This window comes from Acidimicrobiia bacterium (genome assembly GCA_030584185.1).
GTDB lineage: Bacteria > Actinomycetota > Acidimicrobiia > Spongiisociales > UBA11373.
This window is the reverse complement of the sequence record CP129495.1, coordinates 1,425,520-1,444,060: the sequence shown is the minus strand read 5'-3', so window position 1 is coordinate 1,444,060 and position 18,541 is coordinate 1,425,520. Positions and strand designations below refer to the sequence as shown.

At 67.8% G+C, this 18,541-nt stretch carries 20 protein-coding genes, 3 tRNA genes and 1 riboswitch; of the genes, 10 read left to right on the top strand and 13 right to left on the bottom strand.

Annotation, left to right across the window (positions count from 1 at the left end; translation table 11 throughout):
• Nucleotides 1-74 precede the first annotated feature (74 nt).
• The 4 genes from pknB (at nucleotide 75) to QY307_07425 (ending at nucleotide 4,645) form a co-directional block, all read left to right on the top strand.
• Entirely contained in the window at nucleotides 75-2,702 is a 2,628-nt protein-coding gene (pknB, locus tag QY307_07440) for a Stk1 family PASTA domain-containing Ser/Thr kinase (protein ID WKZ81927.1), read from the top strand.
• Between the two features lie 38 nt (nucleotides 2,703-2,740).
• A complete protein-coding gene (locus tag QY307_07435) occupies nucleotides 2,741-3,538 on the top strand; it encodes a hypothetical protein (GenBank protein WKZ81926.1) in 798 nt (265 codons plus the stop codon).
• Between the two features lie 63 nt (nucleotides 3,539-3,601).
• Nucleotides 3,602-4,372, top strand: a complete 771-nt coding sequence (locus QY307_07430) for a hypothetical protein (protein ID WKZ81925.1) — start codon at nucleotides 3,602-3,604, stop codon at nucleotides 4,370-4,372.
• A gap of 30 nt (nucleotides 4,373-4,402) precedes the next feature.
• Nucleotides 4,403-4,645: a cell division protein CrgA gene (locus tag QY307_07425; GenBank protein WKZ81924.1), complete on the top strand. Its 243-nt coding sequence runs from the start codon at nucleotides 4,403-4,405 to the stop codon at nucleotides 4,643-4,645.
• A gap of 57 nt (nucleotides 4,646-4,702) precedes the next feature.
• Here QY307_07425 and QY307_07420 read toward each other — a convergent pair whose 3' ends face one another.
• From QY307_07420 to QY307_07405, 4 genes are all read right to left on the bottom strand, one after another.
• Entirely contained in the window at nucleotides 4,703-5,950 is a 1,248-nt protein-coding gene (locus QY307_07420; GenBank protein WKZ81923.1) for a hypothetical protein, read from the bottom strand.
• A gap of 139 nt (nucleotides 5,951-6,089) precedes the next feature.
• Nucleotides 6,090-6,323 (bottom strand): hypothetical protein, encoded by a 234-nt coding sequence (locus QY307_07415; GenBank protein WKZ81922.1) that lies wholly within the window; start codon nucleotides 6,321-6,323, stop codon nucleotides 6,090-6,092.
• Between the two features lie 11 nt (nucleotides 6,324-6,334).
• Nucleotides 6,335-7,483, bottom strand: a complete 1,149-nt coding sequence (locus tag QY307_07410; protein WKZ81921.1) for a thiolase family protein — start codon at nucleotides 7,481-7,483, stop codon at nucleotides 6,335-6,337.
• Nucleotides 7,484-7,556: 73 nt separating this feature from the next.
• Nucleotides 7,557-7,630 (bottom strand) — tRNA-Ala (locus QY307_07405).
• A 73-nt stretch (nucleotides 7,631-7,703) separates the two neighbouring features.
• On the opposite strand from QY307_07405, the gene QY307_07400 reads away from it, so the two are divergent.
• The 5 genes from QY307_07400 to QY307_07380 all read left to right on the top strand — a co-directional run bounded on the left by QY307_07400 (nucleotide 7,704) and on the right by QY307_07380 (nucleotide 11,530).
• Nucleotides 7,704-7,778, top strand: a tRNA-Ile gene (locus QY307_07400).
• 182 nt (nucleotides 7,779-7,960) lie between these two features.
• Entirely contained in the window at nucleotides 7,961-8,170 is a 210-nt protein-coding gene (locus QY307_07395) for a hypothetical protein (protein ID WKZ81920.1), read from the top strand.
• 628 nt (nucleotides 8,171-8,798) lie between these two features.
• Nucleotides 8,799-9,965: a hypothetical protein gene (locus QY307_07390; protein ID WKZ81919.1), complete on the top strand. Its 1,167-nt coding sequence runs from the start codon at nucleotides 8,799-8,801 to the stop codon at nucleotides 9,963-9,965.
• 69 nt (nucleotides 9,966-10,034) lie between these two features.
• Nucleotides 10,035-10,634, top strand: coding sequence for a type IV toxin-antitoxin system AbiEi family antitoxin domain-containing protein (locus tag QY307_07385; protein ID WKZ81918.1), 600 nt, complete (start codon nucleotides 10,035-10,037; stop codon nucleotides 10,632-10,634).
• Entirely contained in the window at nucleotides 10,631-11,530 is a 900-nt protein-coding gene (locus QY307_07380; GenBank protein ID WKZ81917.1) for a nucleotidyl transferase AbiEii/AbiGii toxin family protein, read from the top strand. The genes QY307_07385 and QY307_07380 overlap by 4 nt, the downstream gene beginning before the upstream one ends.
• 71 nt (nucleotides 11,531-11,601) lie before the next feature.
• Here the strand turns inward: QY307_07380 and QY307_07375 are convergent, their stop codons facing one another.
• From QY307_07375 to QY307_07360, 4 genes are all read right to left on the bottom strand, one after another.
• Nucleotides 11,602-11,886, bottom strand: a complete 285-nt coding sequence (locus QY307_07375; GenBank protein WKZ81916.1) for a ribbon-helix-helix domain-containing protein — start codon at nucleotides 11,884-11,886, stop codon at nucleotides 11,602-11,604.
• Nucleotides 11,883-12,146 (bottom strand): hypothetical protein, encoded by a 264-nt coding sequence (locus QY307_07370; protein WKZ81915.1) that lies wholly within the window; start codon nucleotides 12,144-12,146, stop codon nucleotides 11,883-11,885. The genes QY307_07375 and QY307_07370 overlap by 4 nt, the downstream gene beginning before the upstream one ends.
• Nucleotides 12,147-12,215: 69 nt before the next feature.
• Nucleotides 12,216-12,500 carry a nucleotidyl transferase AbiEii/AbiGii toxin family protein gene (locus QY307_07365; GenBank protein WKZ81914.1) on the bottom strand — a complete coding sequence of 95 codons (285 nt, stop codon included), beginning with the start codon at nucleotides 12,498-12,500 and terminating at the stop codon, nucleotides 12,216-12,218.
• Nucleotides 12,497-13,174: a DUF6088 family protein gene (locus QY307_07360; protein ID WKZ81913.1), complete on the bottom strand. Its 678-nt coding sequence runs from the start codon at nucleotides 13,172-13,174 to the stop codon at nucleotides 12,497-12,499. The genes QY307_07365 and QY307_07360 overlap by 4 nt, the downstream gene beginning before the upstream one ends.
• Before the next feature lie 198 nt (nucleotides 13,175-13,372).
• Here QY307_07360 and QY307_07355 point away from each other — a divergent pair.
• Nucleotides 13,373-13,439: transfer RNA gene (locus tag QY307_07355), tRNA-Pro, on the top strand.
• A 661-nt stretch (nucleotides 13,440-14,100) separates the two neighbouring features.
• Nucleotides 14,101-14,201, bottom strand: a riboswitch (SAM-I-IV-variant riboswitch).
• 37 nt (nucleotides 14,202-14,238) lie between these two features.
• On the opposite strand, the gene QY307_07350 is transcribed toward QY307_07355, so the two are convergent.
• The 5 genes from QY307_07350 to QY307_07330 form a co-directional block, all read right to left on the bottom strand.
• A complete protein-coding gene (locus QY307_07350; protein ID WKZ81912.1) occupies nucleotides 14,239-14,481 on the bottom strand; it encodes a hypothetical protein in 243 nt (80 codons plus the stop codon).
• Nucleotides 14,478-14,750: a hypothetical protein gene (locus QY307_07345; GenBank protein ID WKZ81911.1), complete on the bottom strand. Its 273-nt coding sequence runs from the start codon at nucleotides 14,748-14,750 to the stop codon at nucleotides 14,478-14,480. Before QY307_07345 ends, QY307_07350 begins: the two co-directional genes overlap by 4 nt.
• Nucleotides 14,751-15,023: 273 nt before the next feature.
• The gene (locus QY307_07340; protein ID WKZ81910.1) at nucleotides 15,024-17,840 is read right to left on the bottom strand and encodes an NERD domain-containing protein; all 2,817 of its coding nucleotides are present in this window, start codon (nucleotides 17,838-17,840) and stop codon (nucleotides 15,024-15,026) included.
• Nucleotides 17,833-18,150 carry a hypothetical protein gene (locus tag QY307_07335; protein ID WKZ81909.1) on the bottom strand — a complete coding sequence of 106 codons (318 nt, stop codon included), beginning with the start codon at nucleotides 18,148-18,150 and terminating at the stop codon, nucleotides 17,833-17,835. Before QY307_07335 ends, QY307_07340 begins: the two co-directional genes overlap by 8 nt.
• Nucleotides 18,147-18,530 (bottom strand): very short patch repair endonuclease, encoded by a 384-nt coding sequence (locus QY307_07330; GenBank protein ID WKZ81908.1) that lies wholly within the window; start codon nucleotides 18,528-18,530, stop codon nucleotides 18,147-18,149. The genes QY307_07335 and QY307_07330 overlap by 4 nt, the downstream gene beginning before the upstream one ends.
• Nucleotides 18,531-18,541 lie beyond the last annotated feature (11 nt).

Below are 18,541 nucleotides of genomic sequence, written 5' to 3'. Positions count from 1 at the left end.
CGACCCTGGTGCCCAGCCCGCCCGGCTGAGCGGCATCCGATGGGTTCCACCACCTGGGGTTACCATTCCCCGCCGTGGACGAATCCCGTGTCCTTCTGGGCCGCTACGCCCTCATCTCCCACATCGCACGCGGGGGGATGGCCGACGTCTGGGTGGGGCGCGACGAGCGCCTGGGGCGAAACGTGGCGGTCAAGATCCTCCACGGCGAGTACGCCGCCAGCGACGCCTTCGTGGAGCGGTTCCGGCGTGAGGCGCAGGCCGCAGCCAACCTGACCCACCCCGGGGTGGTGGCGGTCCACGACTGGGGCGAGGACGACGGCACCTATTTCATGGTGATGGAGCTGGTCCAGGGGCGGAACCTGCGCGACGTGATCCGCTCGGAGGATTCGCTGCTGCCCCGCCGGGTGGCGGAGATCGGGTACGAGGTGGCGGCCGCCCTCTCGGCGGCCCATGCCCAGGGCCTGGTGCACCGCGACATCAAGCCGGCCAACATCCTGCTCACCCCGGACGGATCCGTGAAGGTGGCCGACTTCGGGATCGCCAGGGCCTTCGACGACACCGAGCACCTCACCCGCACCGGGGCGGTGATCGGGACCGCCACCTACTTCAGCCCGGAGCAGGCACAGGGACATGTCGCCGACGCCCGCAGCGACCTGTACTCGCTGGGGGTGGTCCTGTACGAGATGCTCGCCGGGGCGCCCCCCTTCACTGGGGAGAGCCCGGTGGCAGTCGCCTACCAGCACGTCCGCCAGGATCCGGAGCCGCCCTCCTGGCGCGACCCCAACGTCCCCGCCGGCCTGGAGGCGGTGGTGCTCAAGGCGTTGGAGAAGCACCCGGACGACCGCTACCAGTCGGCCGCCGAGATGGCCGACGACCTGCGCCGGGTGCTCGCCGGGCAGGTGCCGCTTGCCTCCCCCAGCAACGAGGCCCCCACCCGGGTGATGACCGCCGTGGCGGCGTCGCCGTTCGAGGAGCCCTACGAACCGCCCCGGCCCCAGTACGAGGACGCCTACGAGGTGTACGACGAGCCGCCCCGGATGGACCGGACGACGATCACGATCGGGATCCTGGCGGCGGCGGCACTGCTCGGGCTGGGCCTGATCCTGATCCTCAAGATGGTCGGGGGTGGTGGCGATCCGACCGGCCTCACCATCCCCGAGGTGCGGGGGATGACCCTCACCGAGGCCCGCCTCGCCCTGGACGAGGCGGGGCTGACCCGGGTGGGTGAGGAGACCGTCGCCGACCTCGAGATCGCCGCCGGGCTGGCCGCCGGCACCGATCCGGCAGCGGGCACCGCCGCCGAGGAGGGTGCCGAGGTGACCCTGCTGGTCTCGGGCGGTCCCGCCAACGTCAGCGTCCCCCGGGTGATCGACATGACCCTCGAAGACGCCCGGGCGGCGATCGAAGCGGCCGGGCTGGTGGTGGGCGAGATCAAGCACGAGGCGTCGCCCACGATCCCGGCGGACACGGTGATCGGGCAACTGCCGGCGGCGGGCGATCTGGTGCTCTCGGGAGCCACTGTGGACCTGACGGTGTCGGCGGGCGCCGACGCCCTGATCGTGCCCGAGGTGGTGGGCAAGACCGAGAGCGACGCCCTGTTCACCCTCGCAGGCGCCGGGTTCCAGCCGTCGCAGATCGTGATCGAGCGCCGCCCGTCGGCGGACGTGCTGGAGGGGTTCGTCATCGAGACCGAACCGGCGGCCGGGGAGGCGGTGGCCCTGGGAGGGATCATCACCGTGGTGGTCAGCGAGGGTGCTGTGCCCTCGGTGGTGCCTCTGGTGGTGGGTGAGGACCCGACGGTGGCCCAGGCCACCCTGGAGGAGTTCGGGTTCGAGGTGGTGTTCGGCGAGGAGATGGAGCTGGCCTGGAACGATCCGCTGTCGGGGAAGGTGGCCGACCAGGACCCGGACGCCGGCGACACCCTGGAATTCGGAGCTCAGGTGACGCTGCGGGTGGGGCGGGCCGCCACCACGGCGGTGATCCCGTCGGTGACGGGCGATTCGGAGTCGACGGCGCGGTCCGAGCTGGAGGCGGTCGGCCTGGTGTTCGACAAGGGAGCCGACACCCTGCTCGCCCCCGGGGACCCGAGCATCGGAAAGGTGGTGTCGCAGAACCCGGCGGCGACCACCACCCATCCGGTGGGCACCACGGTGACGGTGAGCATCGGCATCGAGGGCGCCCTGGTGCCCAACCTGTTCACCGGCGGGGCGGCGCCGTGCGCCGCGGCGGTGACCGAGGCCACGGCGCAGAGCCAGATCGCGGCAGCCAACCTGGTGATGGCCACCGGGACCGCCGTCGACGAGTACGCGTACTCGTCCGACCCGGGCCTGGACAGCCACGCCTGCGAGGGGCGGGCGGTGGAGCAGACCCCGCCGCCGGGCACGATCCTGGAGAAGGGCTCGACGGTGACCGTGGTGTTCGACATCGTGCGGGCGCCCAGCGACGTCGACGTCTACGGGCTGCCTGTGGACGGGCCGGCGGAGCCGAACGCCAGGGGCGAGTTCCCGGTGTTCACCTGGACCCAGGCCACCACCGACGACGGCCTGTGCCACGACGCCTCGGGGCTGTATGACGGGACCATCCGCAAGATCGATCCGCTCCCGGATCAGGTGATCCCGCTGGTGGCCGGGAAGTACGAGATCAGGTACTGGCTGGCGGTGAACGACCCCACCAAGGCAGCCTGTCCGGCGTTCGGCCCGTAGGCGGAGTATCTTTCGCCGCACCTGCGAAGTGGAGGAAGATGCGAAGTCTCGGCGCCGCCGCTCTGACGATGCTCCTGCTGGCCGCCGCCTGCGGCGACGACTCGGGAGGGCTCCCGCTGGGGGCCACGAGCACCATCGCCGCCACCGCCGCCCCGGCCACCACCGAGGCCCCCGCCACGACGGCCGCACCGGCGACGACGGCCGCCCCGGCCACCACCGAGGCCCCGGCGACCACCGTCGCTCCGGCGACCACCACCACTGCGGTGTATCCGATCGGCACCCTGGGACCGCCCCCGGTACCGCTGCCACAGTTCCTGCCCTGGGGGATCGGGTTCGCCGACTTCGGCGACGACATGGCCTCAGTGCTGAACACCGCCGGCCTCATCTGGGGCGCCCCGTCGAACGACACCGGCTGGTTCAGCGGCCCCTTCACCTCAGGGGTGTTCGATTCCGGATCACTCGGGTTCGGGTACTGCTACGGAACCCGGGCCCGGCGGGTCTCCTACCTGGGGAACACCATCACGCTGATGTTCACCGACAGCGATTTCTACGCTGCCGGCGGAGTGGAGAACTTCATCTGGTACGGGTACACCGGCACCACCCCGCTCACCTCGGGACCGCCGTTCAGCATCGATGTGGGCACCAGCGTCGCCGACGCCCTGGCGATGTGGCCCGGCTCCACCGTGTCCCAGTCGGAGCTCGACGGCTCGATGCGGTTCTGGTACATCCCCGGCGGGTTCAAAGGTCAGGACCGTCTCTCCGGGCGCGTGACCGGGCTCACCGGCGCCCATGCCCTGATCGACGTCGACGGCGGCCAGGGGTGCGGCTGGGAGTAGCCCGCCGGTAGCCGCGCCGACCGGGCTCTGCGGATAGGCTCCCCAGGCACGAACAGGAGGATCATGCGCCGCTTCATCCCGATCTCGCTCGTTCTGGTGCTGCTGGCCGCCGCCTGCGGCGACGACGAAGGCGGGCTGCCGTTCGGCTCGACCACGACGACGGCCGAAGGCGCCACCACCAGCAGCGAGCCGGCGGCGACCACCGAGGCGCCTGCCACCACCGCCGCCCCTGCCACCACGGCGGCGCCGAGCACCACGTCTGCCCCTGCCACCACGGCGGCGCCGGGCACCACCGCCCCGGAACCCACTCTGGGACCGCCCCCGGTGCCCACCCCCCTCTTCCAGCCGTGGGGAATCGGGTTCGCCGACTTCGGCACCGACCCGGAGACGGTCCTCGGCCTCGCCGAGATCCTCTGGGGACCGCCCAGCGGTGACACCGGGTGGATGCCCACTTCCTCCGGCTCGTTGGGCGTCTGTCCCGGCACGCAGGTGCGCCAGGTGATGTTCCTGGGCGACGCCCTGACCCTGATGTTCTCCGACGTGGAGGCGTTCGTCGCCGGGACCGCCCCCAAGTTCGTCTGGTACGGCTACTACTCGCCGGCGATGACCCGCCTCACCGCCGGCCCGCCGGACAGCATCGACCTGGGGGTGACGGTGGCCGAGATGTTGGCCATCTGGCCGACGATGAACATCGAGAGCGACGACCCGTTGTTCGGCGACGCCTTCTGGATCAGGCCCGACGCCGGGTTCCAGTACCTCGGGGGGACCCTCACCGGCACCAGCGGCGCCGACACCATCGAGTACGTCAACGGCGGGTACGGCTGCGGCGAGTAGCCCGCCGCCGGGCCGCTAGCCTTGCGCACCATGCCGAAGTCGAAGGGACGCCGCAGGCCGAGCCGGGCCATCACGCCGCCGCCGGTGCGCAAGGAGAGCAAGGTCTCGCCCACCTGGTACGTGGTGCTGATGTTCTCGCTGATGGCGGTGGGGGTGCTGGTGATCATCCTCAACTACGTCGACGTGATGCCGGGGGGGCAGCGCAGCATGTTCCTCTACACCGGGCTGGCGTCGATCGCCGTCGGCTTCATGATGACCCTCAACTACCACTGAGCGGTCGAATCACACGCGTGTAGTTCTCCCCAGAGCGGTCCACAGGTGTGGACAGGATCAGTCGGCAGGGCGGGCCAGCCACACCGCAGGGCGGTGGCCGGCAGCGGACCCGGTCCAGCCCACGGCGACCACACCGGAGCCCCAGGCCACCGCGTACTCGATCCGCTGATCCTCGGTGCCGCCGAAGGCCGCCTCGTCGTGGGGAACCCGCCACCAGATGACCCCGTCCGACGAGGCCCAGGCGGCCCCGTCGAGGTCGCCTCCTGACCAGTCGAACCCGACCGCCACCACGAGGGTTCCCGACGCCACCACCGAGTTGATCCGCTGCCAGTCGGGTCCGCCGAAAACCGCCTCGTCGTGGGGGACCCTCGTCCAGACGAGCCCGTCGGGAGAGGTCCACACCGCGGCGGCCATGTCGACCCCGGACTCGTCCCCGCCGGCGGCCACCAGGCCGGACCAGGAGGTGGTAACGGATCTCATGGTCTGATCGGAGGGGCCGCCGAACACCGCCTCGTCGTGGGGAACCCGTGTCCAGACGAGCCCGTCGGCAGAGGTCCACACCGCGGCAGCGGCGTCGTAGTAGGACGACTCGAGGCCGACCGCCACCAGGCCGGGCCCGCCGGCCGTCACCGCGTTCATCATCTGCTCGCCGGGACCATCGAAGACCGCCTCGTCGTGGGGAACCCGTGTCCAGGCGAGACCGTCCACCGAGGTCCACACCGCGGCATGCCTCTCGCCTTCCGACCACTCGAACCCGACAGCCACCAGGCCGGGTCCGCCCACGGTAACGGAGTTCATCCCCTGCCAGTCGGGACCGCCCAGTGCCACCGGGTCCGCCGGAACCGGCGACCAGGTGAGCCCGTCGGCAGAGGTCCACACGCCGGCGTCGACGTCGACCTCCGATGAGGTCCAGCCGACCGCCACCAGACCCGGGCCTGCGGCGACCACCGAAGTCATCATCTGCTCGAAGGCGCCGCCGAAGGTCGTCTCGTCGAAGGGGACACGCAGCCAGTTGGAGCCGTCCTCGGAGGTCCACACCGCGGCGTCCTTCTGGCTGTCGGTCTCCTGCCAGCCGACGGCGACCAGGCCCGGACCGCCCTCGGTCACCGCCATCATCTCCTGATAGGCGGTGCCACCGAAGGCCTCCTGTTCGTCGGGCGCTCGTTCCCAGGAGGTCCCGACGCCGGCGGCGGTGGTGACGGTGGTGGTCGTCGACACGGCCGTGGTGGTCGTGGATTCGGCGTCCTCGCCGCATGCGGCTAGGACCAGGAGCAGGCAGACACCGACGACCAGACGATGCGACATGCCACCTCCAGGGCGAAAAGGGTGCGGCAGCGTACCGGCCCGCCGGCCATCCTCCGCCGCCACGAACCTCGACCACCACCGAGCGGTCGAATCACATCGGTGTAGTTCTCCCCAGCACGGTCCACAGGTGTGAACAGGACTACGCCGGTTCCATCTCCTCGCGACAGTGACGGGGGGCGGCGATCTCGTCCCCCTGGGCGTGGGTGACGGTGAGGCGCAGCCCGCACACGGTGCAGCGGAATGCGGCCTCCACCTCGACCACGGCATCGGGGTCCGGCTCATCGGGGCCGGGCCGGGCGAGGAGGCGCACCCCCCACCGCCCGGTGCGCCACACCAGAAGGCCGATGGCGACGGCGATCGCGACCGGGATCACCTGATCCACGGTCAGACGGCTTCGAGCAGGGTGGCGTTGGCCATGCCCCCGCCCTCACAGATGGCCTGCAGGCCGTAACGCGCGCCGGTGCGGCGCATCTCGTGGATGAGGGTGGTCATCACCCGGGCTCCGGAGCAGCCGAGGGGGTGGCCCAGGGCGATGGCCCCGCCGTTGACGTTGACCTTCTCCCAGGGGACGCCGGTCTCGGCCAGCCAGGCCCCGGGGACGGAGGCGAACGCCTCGTTGACCTCGAAGAGGTCGACGTCTTCGAGGGCGATCCCGGCCCGCTCCACCGCCTTGAAGGTGGCGGGGATGGGGGCGCTGAGCATGATCACCGGGTCGGCACCGGCGACGGCGAAGGAGCGGAACCGGACCAGGGGGGTGAGGCCGAGGCGCTCGGCGACGTCCTCGCCCATGACCAGGAGGGCGGCGGCGCCGTCGGAGATCTGGCTGGAGTTGCCGGCGGTGATCCTCCCGTCCGCCTTGAACGCCGGCTTCAGGGAGGCCAGTGCCTCGGCCGAGGTCTCACGGCGGATCCCCTCGTCCCTGGTGATGAGGCCGCCGGGGGTCTCCACGGGGACGATCTGCGAGTCGAACCGGCCCTCGTCGGCTGCCAGGGCGGCCCGGGTGTGGGAGTCGAGGGCGATCGAGTCGAGGTACTCACGGGAGAGCCCCCACTTGTCGGCCATCATCTCGGCGCTCAGGCCCTGGGGGACCAGGCCTTGGGCGTAGCGGGCCAGCATCTTGGGGCCGAAGGGGAACCCGGGGCCCTGTTCGGCGGTGACCCCCATGGGGATGCGGGACATGGATTCGACCCCGCCGGCGATGGCCACGTCGTAGGCGCCGGCCATGATCCCCTGGGCGGCGAAGTGGACCGCCTGCTGGCCGGAGCCGCACTGGCGGTCGACGGTGGTGCCGGGCACCTCCTCGGGGAAACCGGCGGCGAGCACGGCGTTGCGGGCCACGTTGAAGGCCTGCTCCCCGGTCTGGGAGACGCATCCGAGGATGACGTCGTCGACCAGCGCCGGGTCGATGCCGGTGCGCTCGATCAGGGCGGAGAGGGGGATGGAGGCGAGATCGACCGGGTGGATGTCCCTGAGGCCCCCGTTGCGGCGCCCCACCGGGGTGCGGACCGCATCGACGATGACTGCGTTGCGCATGACTGGTCTCCTCTCGGCCGACGACACCGTGGCGGGCAGGGGCCCGCCCGCACCCCCCGTGGGGGCGATGGCGTGGAGATGAGGGGATTCGAACCCCTGACCCCCTGGATGCAAACCAGGTGCTCTGCCGGACTGAGCTACATCCCCTTGAGGCACCCATGTTACGAACCCCGGGAGGGGATCGGGCAGTTCCCGGGTTGGTACACTCCCGGTTCCCCGAGGGCCCGTAGCTCAGCCCGGTTAGAGCGCATCCCTGATAAGGATGAGGTCGGTGGTTCGAGTCCACCCGGGCCCACCGAAGACACTGGGTTTTCAACGACACAGTGAGTCCAAGACTCGACTTCGCGCCGATCCGCGTGACACGACATGACACGAGATGACGCGTCTTGTGGCACACTCTTGTCACGCTCAGCAATCGCGCGGGTGCCGATCGCGGTCCTTGGATAGTCTCACTGGCCTATGAGTATCTATACCGAGATGAGCGAGCCGGAGCTCGTCGACTATGCAGCGGGGCACGCTGGGGCGGCTGGCGCCGGTGCGCTCGCTGAACTCACGCGGCGACATGCTGAAGCAATGCGGGCGAGCAGCCGGTCGATCAAGTGCCTGACATGGACGCTCGTCGTGCTCACCTCCGTGCTGGTGGGGCTGACCGTCGCCCTCCTCGTGCTGACGGCTTCACTGGACTGAACACCAACTCCGTGTCGACATGGCCTTCGAGTTTCGCGTCACCGTGCCTCGCCAGAATGGATGGGTGACCGACCCAAGGAATCAAGAGCTTGCGGGATAGTCCGGCGGCTCCAGGGGCCCCTTCTTCGAGATGCTGCGCACCGAGTGACCGCCCTCAAGCGTGTCTATCGGGTCTTCGAGGGGAACTGGCGGAGCCACAGGGGATTCCTGGACAGCCTCAGGGATCCCGACATCGCGCTCCCGATGTTCGACATCAGGGACGGGTCGAGTCTTGATCGAACGCTCCAGGAAGCTGAATGGCTCCTCGTGAACTTCCTTGCCTCCGCGAAAGCCCTCATCGATCACACTCGCCGACGCGTCGAGGCGAGTGGAGGCGGGGCAAGGGGGAGTCGCGGCGGTTTGAGGTTGCCGCGAAAGGCGTGGGGCTCGTGGCAACCGCCCGGGGTGTGCCGCTGTGGCGGGGGGCGGCGCCGGTCTTCGTGGCAACCTGTTTCGAGCTCTGACTTGGGCATTCTCCGTTCCCGCCACCCTGCGCGAGCTCAATCGTCGTTGCTCTATCAAAGAGCGCACGCCTCCGCGGCGCGCCCTGTCACAGTTCCCATCCATACTGTGACCTCGCGAGCAGGTGATGGATCAGATCTTCAGCACGTCTCACCGGACCGACAGTTCGCCGGCCGCATACACCGAGACCCACTACCAGTTTCTCGATCGGGTGGCCGGTCCGTTCTGGGACGAGATCCGAGGCGTACTCGAGTCGATGTTCGCCGAGTACCCGCAAGACCATCGGCAAAGGCTCCTTACTCGGCTTCGGGGTCGGCCCGACGACTACTGGGGGGCCTACTGGGAGCTCGCCCTGCATTCGGCCTTCCTCCACCTCGGCCTCAATCCGACGGTGGACCCCGAAGTTCAGGCCGGCGGGACCACCCTGACACCCGACTTCCGGATCTCAGATGGAGTCCGGTCCGCGATCGTCGAGGCCACGGTCCTGAACGAGCCCCGCCAAGATCGCTCAGCAGATGCGCGACAGGCACCAGTGCTCGAGATGCACTCCGGCCTCGAGACGCAATATCACATCCTTCATGTCGTCTCGGTGATCGATTCGAGCACCGCTCCGTCGCTCAACCGCTTGCGAAGCTCGATGGAGGCCTGGATCACAGAGGTCGAGACCAGTGCGCCGCCGGCCGTTGAACCGCCTCGACACAACCGGACCTTCGATGACTCTGACTGGTCGATTGCGCTGGAACTCGTTCCGCGTAGACCATCTCGCTTCGGCCCACGGAAGGGGATCGGCATGGGGCCGGCGCGGGGCCGGTTCGTGAGCGATCACGCCGACATCGCCAGCTCCCTTCACAAGAAGGCGAAGCGGTACTCCCTACTCCATGAGCCACTGATCCTGGCATGCCTGAACCTTCGTTGGACAGCCTCGAGTGAGACCTGGCCGCTTGCTCTCCTTGGCGTCGGGTGGGAGCACCCTGAGATGATTCGCGACGGCCAAATCAACCCTTCGTGGCGCAACGTGCCAGAAGGGCTCTGGCTCACGCGCAAGGGAGTACGAGACGAGCATGTAGCCGCCGTCCTCGCGGCAGACAATCTCGGCCCGTGGTACCTGGCTTCCCGAACACCAGTCCTCTGGACGAACCCGTGGACCGGCCAGACACCTCTCTCCTTCGGCGTTACTCAAAGAACCGCCGACACCGCAACGGGGGAGCTCTCGGAGTCAGCCGGTGGGAACCTGTTCAGGGATACGCTCGGACTCGGAGACAACTGGCCACCAGGCGAGCCGTTCCCAAGCTGATGACGCCCCCCACCTGACCGTACAGTTGTCTATACAGATGACCGATATGTGTATAGGATTATGTACGCCATGCCATCCGCACGCTCAGACACCGAACCCCTCGATCAGCTGGGGCCGATCTTCCGCTGGTCAGATGCCCGCGATGCCGGGCTCACCAACCCGCGCCTCTACAGGATGCTCGATCGCGGCGATATCGAGCGCATCGGACATGGTCTCTACAAGAAGGCCGGATGGGAGACAACCGATACCGACCTGATGGAGATAGCGGCAGCAGCGCCAAGAGCCACCCTCTGTCTCCTGTCTGCATTGGCACATCACGACCTGACAGACCAGATCCCGTCGCGATACGACATCGCCCTGCCACGGGGGACCTGGCACCCGCGCCTTCCCATCCGGATTCGTTGGCACTCGTTCGGCACGGATACCTTCGAGCTCGGTCGCTCGACGCTCCTCCTCGAGTCGGAACTCACCATCGGCATCTACTCCCCTGAGCGTTCGATCATCGACGCCTACCGGCTACGACACAACGAGGGTGACGACCTGGGGCGAGAGGCCCTCAAGCGGTGGCTTCGTCGTGGAACCTCACAGCCTTCCGATCTCCTCCGGCTCTCACAGTCGTTTCCCAAGGCCGAGGGCTTGCTGCGTCATGACCTCCAGGTCCTTCTGTGACGGACGACCAGGGGAACCGCGGGCACTCGCAGTACGGGAAGCTTCAGCACGCGGCACGGGAGGCTGGCCGCAATACCCAGGAGTTCCTGGTCATCTACGCGATGGAGGGGTTTCTCGAGCGTCTCGCGCTATCGGATCACCGAGACAACCTGGTCCTCAAAGGAGGGATGCTCCTCGCCAGGTTCGATGCGCGTCGCCCAACTCGTGACATCGATATCCATTCCGACTCCCTCAGCAACGATCTGGCCACCATCGCCGACGTCGTCAGCGACATCCTCCGGATCGATGCCAGCGATGGTCTCCAGTTCGACCTCGCGGATCTCCGGGCGGAGACCATCCGCGATGAGGACGAGTACTCCGGAGTGCGCGTCGCGGTCGGCTGCAGCCTCCACACAGCTCAGATCAGGCTGACGGTCGACGTCAATGTCGGAGATGCGGTCTGGCCGGAGCCGGAACTCATCCGGCTACCTCGCCTCCTCGGCGGGCAGCTCCCGCCTATCAATGGCTACCCCCTGTCCATGGTCTTCGCCGAGAAGCTTGTGACGGCCGCACAAAGGGGCACAGCCAACACTCGTTGGAGGGATTTCGCCGACGTCTATCTCCTGACCGGTCAACAGCCCCTCGACAGCGATGAGGCCCGGAAGGCGATCCGAACTGTCGCCGAAAGTCGAAGCTTTGCTCTGCCGCTGCTTTCGGAGGTGCTGAGGGGATACGCGGAGCTGGCCCAGGCCAGATGGACGGCGTGGCGAAGCCGCCAAGAGCTGGAGGATCGCCTCCCAGCGAGCTTCGCCGAGGTACTCGCACTGGTCATCGCATTCGCAGACCCTCTCTTCGGATCACAGATGGAACAATCCGATTGGGATCCAGGCGAGAGACGATGGGTTGTCAGCCCTTAGAGATGGAGGTGGATCGACCCCCACCTCCGGCGGCACTGAGCTACGCGGGCGTTCTCACCCGGGACCAGCTGCTAGGCGACGCCGAGGAACCTGCGAATCGCCTCGCGGATCACATCGCTTGCGGTTGTGTGGTCTTTCGCGGCCCGGGCTTCGATGGCGGCCCGGAGTTCGGGATCGATCCGGACCGGGAATACTTCGGCCGGTCCCACACCCATGAGCGGTCGTCCGGGGCGGCGCCTGGTCTTGAGCTCCTCGACGTCGTACTCGGTCTCGACGACATCTGTCGCCAGCTGTTCGATCACCTCGTCGGTCAACGTGCGGCCGGTGCGGGTGCGCCGCGCCTTCGGCTCATTCATGGGTGTTCCTCCCCAGCCGGTGGGAGCAGGTTGTAGAAGGTCGGCCGCAACGCCATGGCGTGGATCACGAGCTGCACGTCGTCGGAGATCTCCAACCAGACCACCTCCAGCAGGTTGCCCGCCTGATCGGGGCCGATCGCCAATCCCTTTGGCGGATCGGCGTCTGGCTCCAGATTGACGAAGGTGACGGCATGGGCAATGGCATGCATGATGGCGTCGTCGTCGATGCCGTGCCTGTTGGCGGAACTGTGGATCTCCACATCTCAATATCGTAATACGTAATCACCGGACTGGGAACCCACCCGCCTGAGTCGGATCATGCACTGGGATCACCGAGCCCGGCGGCAAGACGGTTCGAGTCCTGTTAGGCCCACCCACCATCCTCCGGAGTCCTCGGAGACCCTCCGAACGAGCCGGTACCCCTTGGAGAGGCTTGTCCCGCCCTTGAGGATGAAGTCGCCGGCGAACTCGGACGCCATCACGCGGAGGACCTCGCTGACCCAGTAGTCCTTCTCGACGGCGGTGGCGCTGATTCCGAGCCATTCCCCGGCGGCGTCGATTGTGAGACCGAACTCGGCTCGGTCCCGGAACCGCGACGGAACGGGCACGCTCACGTGGCTGGGACCAGGTTCTGGCCGCCGAGCTCGCCGCGCGCCGGGGGGACTCGCTTCGCCTCGTCCGGGCGGTCGAGGGCCGTGAGCAGCCGGCGGAGGCGCTCACGGACGCGAGGCGGCTCGGTCGCCGAGGCACGGACGACGCGATCCAGTCGGATCGACCCGGTCATGACGAGAGTCTGGATGCGTCCCAGTGCTTCCGGAAGAGGGCTCTCCACGAGACGTTCCCAGTCGCGCAGGGTCTCGAGCAGCGCAACTTCCGCAGATCGGAGCCGTTCGTCGCGACGGCGCGTGCTGGCACTGCGGCTGACGAACCGGACGCCTCGGGCGGGTCTCGGCGTTCGCCCCGGCACCGCGATCGTGTCGAGGCGGGGAACTTGTGTGGTGAGCCCGAGCGCCAGAGCGGCGCTGGGGCCGGCTGGCCCGATGCCGGGCTGGCCCACGACCTCGTCGACCAAGCGCTCGGCGGGCGGGGGCGCCATCCCGAGTGGCGTGGGGGTCCCCCTCCAGTAGAGGCCCCGACGAACACGGCGTAGCTCACCCGAACGGGCAAGACGCGACAGCGCCTTGGCGACCGCCTCGGGCGAGCCCGCGAAATCCTCGGGACGCCAGAAGCGGTCGCGTGAGCTAAGGATCCTCCCCCGAATGTCCGCGGAGACGCTGGTGGGCTTCATGGTCGAGATCTTAACGCATTGTGGCGGTACCGCGTAACGCAAAGTTGACACCCATAGTATGACAGGTCCTTGCCGGGGCCCACCAAGGCACCAACCTCTTCTGTCTTGAATCTGCGGAGATTCCCAGCCTGATCAAGCCGCGCAGGCGTCGGGCCTTGACTGCTGCCGGGTCGACCGAGCGCTCCATGGCCAATCCGAAGTGGAGCCTTGGCCACACTCCCTGATCTGGGGAAGGAGGCCGGTGGTTCGAGTCCACCCGGGCCCACCGACCCTGTCGATCAACGGAGAGCAGGGCCGCGAGGGAGACCCTGGCACTCCGCAACGCCAAGAGACGTACCTTCGGGCGCTCCGCACCATCCCGCACCTATCGATTCATGAGGGCCACTTTCGGGAGGACATCAGAAGAAGGCGACTAGCCCACCCGCGTCGCGGTGGCCCTGCAACAGTCGAGGTGCTGATCACGGAGGAGAAGGGTTCCGACGTCAACCTAGCGACGTACCTCATCCACGATGCGCTCACCGGGGCTTGCGAGACCTCGATCGTCATGTCGAACGACTCGGATCTGACTCTCCCGATCGATCTTCTCGGTCGGCAGGGCTATCCAGTCGGGATCGTCAATCCGCATCCACCCGTGAAGGCCAGCAGGGACTTGCGCAGGGTTGCTGCGTTCTACAAGCAGCTTCGACGAGGGACGCTTGCCGGCTGCCAGTTCCCGGAGACGTTGGTGGACGACCAAGGCGCCTTCAATCGCCCACCGGCCTGGGGCCACCCGCCTCATGAACGCCCCCACAAACGCAGAGACCCGCCTCGCGGCGGGTCTCGCACCCAGCCACCGAAGCGGCTGAGGGGATGCATTCATTATCGGGAGGGTCTCGTGCGTAGTCAACCCGATCTTGGGATGGGCGAAGCCGCGATGCCGAGACGCCACCTTGCGGTCAGGACCGGGTCACATCTGCCTTGCGGCGAGGCACCTTGGTGTCCGTCCCAGGTTGCCGGGCTCCCGGAGGAGCCGCTCTTGATGTACGGGGGGAAGTGTAGGGGGTGGGGGTGACGGGGAAGGGGGGCTACACCCGATCGGCGTACTTGCGCTGCGCCGCCTGCTTGGAGACACCGAGCATCGCCCCGATCTGTGCCCACGAGCGTCCCAGGCGGCGGGCCCGACGCACCGCATCGAGCAGATCGTCCTCGATCCGGATCCGCTCCCCGACGAGTTCGGCGATGGTCTCCATCGTTGAGGCATCGGCCGGAACCAGATCGGCGGCATCCACCCGATCGGCCCAGGCCTCGAGGGAGCGGGCGCGGGTCATGCCCAGTCGCTCTGCCTGATGCGCTTGTCCATCAGGATGGCGTAGATGTAGGACGGAGCCGAGAGGTCCTGGACATCCGACGTCGATCGCAGTGGAACCCGAGTCAGCGCCTTCTCGATCGCGGTGCGGCTGATCATCCGGTTGGTGGTGTCCAGGTAGATGGTGCGACCACGCGCCCGGTACGTGAAGGGCTTTCCCCGGATCTGGCGGCACTCCTGCCCCGAGTGGTGAACGATGCGCCGCCACACGGTGTCCGGGTCGATCGGCATGCCTCAAGCGTACGTGAGTCGTTCGAGTCTCGTGAACCCCGATGTCGTTCGTCCTGATGATCTCGTCTGTGAGCCTCCCCTGGTTCGGTGGCGACTTTGGGGTCCCTCGGGTTTCGCGGTGGTAGGTGGTCTCCGTCCCCGTCGGGGTGGCGGTACCCGTGAGCCGACGGTGGCCCCACGGGTCGACCCCGAGCTGGGCGTCGAATCCAAGAGCGTCGCAGCCGTGCCAGGGTCCGTGGTCACCGACGAGTTCGGTCTCGTGAACTCGACCCCCTACAGAACGTCGACGGCCCGCGCCAACGGCACGACTCGCGTAAGCACATAGGCGAGGACCGGGACCTCGTAGTTGTCGTAGGGGAACACCACGGCGCTTTGAGACCGCTCCCTGCTGGTGTCCCCGATCAGCAGTTCCCTGGTGCCGATACCTAGAGCACCGACGGCCTTGAGCTCGGCGTCGACATCGACTCCAGCGAGATCGGAGAGGCCTTCGACCGACTGCTTCCGCCAACCGGCCCAGCGGTCGCCTTTGGGATAGGCCTCGGTGAGCCGACCCAGCAGACGGCCGCGACCGACCGAATGGAAGCCAATGGTGAGACCGTGGGTGAGCCGCTTCAGGACTGGATGAGAGTCATAGGCCTCGCTGGCTCCGACCCACGTCTCGCCGTTGTCGGCGCGGCGCAGCACGACGTCGATGAGCACGTGACCGCCGCTGATCTCATAGGTGGTCTCGACCCCCGAAATGCCGGTGGCCCGGGCCGGCGTCCAGCCGAAGGTGACCCGTTTCTCCCTGAGGCGGCGGATGATGACTCCGGAGTCGGTGGGTATGTCGCCCGTCTCGCCGGAACGGATCCGCATGCGGTCGCGTCGGGCCTGGATGATGAGCCGCATTCGCGACCATTCCGGCGGGCACAACGCGTCGGCTTCATCGAGGCGCCCGGCTTCGACGAGTTCCTCTATCCGTCGATGCAGCGCCCGCGTCGGCCTCTGTGGCGGCGTCGACGAAGGCTCAGAACCGTCGGGGACGAGAGCGAGGAGCGCGCCACGCATCTCGGCGGCAGAGTCGAACCGAGCACTGCGGTTCGGTTGCAGCGCCTGCCCCAGCACCGCAGCGAGGCCGCTGCCGACGTTTCCGATGTCGAGGCTCCCGCTGCGGGGATCCCGACCGGCGAAGGGGTGCACGCCGGCGGCGAGCTCATGGATGACGATCCCGGCGGCGAACAAGTCCACGTCGACGTCGATGGCATCGAGGGACAGGCCGGGTGGCCGGTACTCCGCGGTGCCGGCGGCAGGGCCATCGGGATTGTTCGCCGAAGCTCCAAAGTCGGTGAGGACCGCCCCCCTGCGAGCGACCACGACGACGTTCTCGGGTTTGACATCGCGGTGCACGATCGTGTCGGACCCCGAGGTGTGGATCACCGAAAGGGCGTTGAGGATGTCGATGCCGAGGTGGATCGCCTCGGCCTCTTCGAGGGCACCGGCGTCGATCAGTGAACTGAGCGGTTCCCCGTCGAGGTACTCGTACGCGACGTGCCAGCCCAGTTCAGGATGGCGGTCGATGGCGAGCGCGTCGACGACGTTGGGATGGTCGATCCCATGGAGCACCTTGAACTCGCGGCGTGCGATCTCCTCGGAACCGGGTGAGCGAAACAGCTTGACCGCAACATCGCGGCCCAGCACGGGGTCGTAGGCCCGATACAGGGCAGCGGTCGACCCGGCCCCAATGAAACCCAGAACGGCGTAGCGGCCGATCTTGGAACCGGCTTCGAGGTGACCCTCGGCGTCGTACTCGATTTCCTCGACGACCGGGGTGTCAGTGGCCGCGGGGCCGCCGAGTAGCGCTTCGAGGAGGTAGGCAGCGCGAGGAACCCGTTCACCGGTGAGCTTGGTAGCGATCTTGCGCATCAGGCGGGCGTCGGGAGTGTCGAGACCGTCCCAGAGCGCTTCGATCACCTTCCCCAGCCCGAACAGGTCGGAGTGCGGGCCAGCCGGACCGCCGAGCACTTCCGGTGCCAGGAATCCGGAGTCCTCTGGGAGCATCGTCGTAACCGCCGGGTCGCCCGCTTCACCCCCGGTGATCGAGAACCCCCGCAGTACCACACCGTGGTCGGGCCGGAGCTCGATCCACCTGGGCGCCAGTCGCCCGTGGACGATGCCGTTGTCGTGGGCCTTGGCGAGCACCCGGGTGAGACCCATCACGATCTCCCGCCGCGGGATCTCGGCATCCCCCTCGAGGGCGTCGGCGAGGCTCGGGCCGACCTGGGTCTCGGACACCAGCACGATCGACCCGTCGTCGAGCTCCACAGGATCACGCATTTCGGCGAGATTCGCATCCGGTTGAAGTCGTGCCATCGCCTGCACCTCGTCCCGGGCTCGGCGCAGCCTCCTCTCTCGGCGCGCCTCGTCCACGAACCGGGCGTACCCGATGTGCCTCAACTCGACCTCTTCACCCGTGAAGGTGTTCACCCCCGACCAAATGCGTTCGAAGTCGTCGGATCTCAGCAACCCGGTGGTCTGGTAGATGCCGAACCGCTCCCCCGGCTCGATCGGGCGGGCCACGAGCCCCAGCTGCTCTCGGATGCGAGTGCGGGTCTCGCCAGCGATAGGACGGGGATCGGCGATCGGGGCCATCAGCCGGGCATCACTCAGCATCTCGACCGCCCGCTCCAACAGCACCACGCGCTCGCGGTGTGAGGGGTGGATCTGCAGGAACTGTGGGTTGCGGGCCAACACCACCAGGGAATCCACAGACACCGTCTTCAGCGTCGCGTCCGCCGAAGCCAACCGGCTCTTGACCCTCCTGGCCTTTGCGTTGGTGGCCAACACCGGATTCGCACGGTACTGGCGATCCACAACCATCTCGTCCTGAGAGATCAGCACCTGCCCCGCCAGGTCCTTGATCTCCACCACCACCGCACCCCATGGGGTCAACACGAACAGGTCGACATCATCGATCCGGTCGCGATGCACCATCTGGATCCCCGGCACCAGCAGCACGTCGCCCGGCAACTCTTTGGCCAGGTACTCGACCACGCGGCGTTCGCCGTCGTTCTGGGGAGGCTGCGCCCCCGGCAACCAGAGCAGCTCAGCCATCTCCCGACCCACCTCCACTTCTCATTGCCAGAAGATACTCAAGGCCGAGGCCGCCGACCCAATCATTGGCGGATCGAGCGTCAATGGTGGTTCGGCGCGCGGCGCCGATGATCCGCTGCGAATCCTCAAGGGTCGGGGCGGCCGCCGCGACCTCCCGATAGTGCTGGTAGCGCGACACTGCGAGAATGCCGATCACTCTGCGATAGGAATCTGCATCAAGGAAAACGCCGCCGACTTCGCTGCAAGCAATGGGGCTGTGATGCGCCGGATCTGGAGTTGCCGCTGCGATCAGATGAGCGAGTGTGCTCACGCGCGTTGCTCCTGCGACCTGACGATCCTCGCGACCCGGTCGGCAGCTTCGAGCGGATTCTCGTGCGCCCAGACTCTGATCACCTGCCAACCCAGATCCTCAAGTCGCTGAGCGACTTGACGGTCCCGCTCCGCGTTGCGATCGAGCTTGGCACGCCACCATTCGGCGTTCGCCTTCGGGTCGGTGCCATGGTCGGGACAGCGATGCCAGAAGCAGCCGTCCACGAACACGACGAGCCTCGCCGACACGAAGACGATGTCGGGCCGGACCCTGGGAAGCCCGGCGATGGCCCGCTGCACTCGGAACCGCAGACCCCGACGATGGAGGGCAGACCGTAGTGCCAGCTCCGCCGGCGTATCTTGCCGAAGCGTCGCTCGCATACGGTCGCGCA

Excerpts from the sequence above, each read along its gene's own strand:
- QY307_07420 (WKZ81923.1), bottom strand. The coding sequence starts at position 5,950 with ATGTCGCATCGTCTGGTCGTCGGTGTCTGCCTGCTCCTGGTCCTAGCC.
- QY307_07360 (WKZ81913.1), bottom strand. The coding sequence starts at position 13,174 with ATGAAGCCCACCAGCGTCTCCGCGGACATTCGGGGGAGGATCCTTAGC.
- QY307_07430 (WKZ81925.1), top strand. The coding sequence starts at position 3,602 with ATGCGCCGCTTCATCCCGATCTCGCTCGTTCTGGTGCTGCTGGCCGCC.
- QY307_07350 (WKZ81912.1), bottom strand. The coding sequence starts at position 14,481 with ATGACCCGCGCCCGCTCCCTCGAGGCCTGGGCCGATCGGGTGGATGCC.
- QY307_07435 (WKZ81926.1), top strand. The coding sequence starts at position 2,741 with ATGCGAAGTCTCGGCGCCGCCGCTCTGACGATGCTCCTGCTGGCCGCC.
- QY307_07345 (WKZ81911.1), bottom strand. The coding sequence starts at position 14,750 with ATGCCGATCGACCCGGACACCGTGTGGCGGCGCATCGTTCACCACTCG.
- QY307_07340 (WKZ81910.1), bottom strand. The coding sequence starts at position 17,840 with ATGGCTGAGCTGCTCTGGTTGCCGGGGGCGCAGCCTCCCCAGAACGAC.
- QY307_07395 (WKZ81920.1), top strand. The coding sequence starts at position 7,961 with ATGAGCGAGCCGGAGCTCGTCGACTATGCAGCGGGGCACGCTGGGGCG.
- QY307_07375 (WKZ81916.1), bottom strand. The coding sequence starts at position 11,886 with ATGAATGAGCCGAAGGCGCGGCGCACCCGCACCGGCCGCACGTTGACC.
- QY307_07330 (WKZ81908.1), bottom strand. The coding sequence starts at position 18,530 with ATGCGAGCGACGCTTCGGCAAGATACGCCGGCGGAGCTGGCACTACGG.
- QY307_07410 (WKZ81921.1), bottom strand. The coding sequence starts at position 7,483 with ATGCGCAACGCAGTCATCGTCGATGCGGTCCGCACCCCGGTGGGGCGC.
- QY307_07425 (WKZ81924.1), top strand. The coding sequence starts at position 4,403 with ATGCCGAAGTCGAAGGGACGCCGCAGGCCGAGCCGGGCCATCACGCCG.
- QY307_07390 (WKZ81919.1), top strand. The coding sequence starts at position 8,799 with ATGGATCAGATCTTCAGCACGTCTCACCGGACCGACAGTTCGCCGGCC.
- QY307_07385 (WKZ81918.1), top strand. The coding sequence starts at position 10,035 with ATGCCATCCGCACGCTCAGACACCGAACCCCTCGATCAGCTGGGGCCG.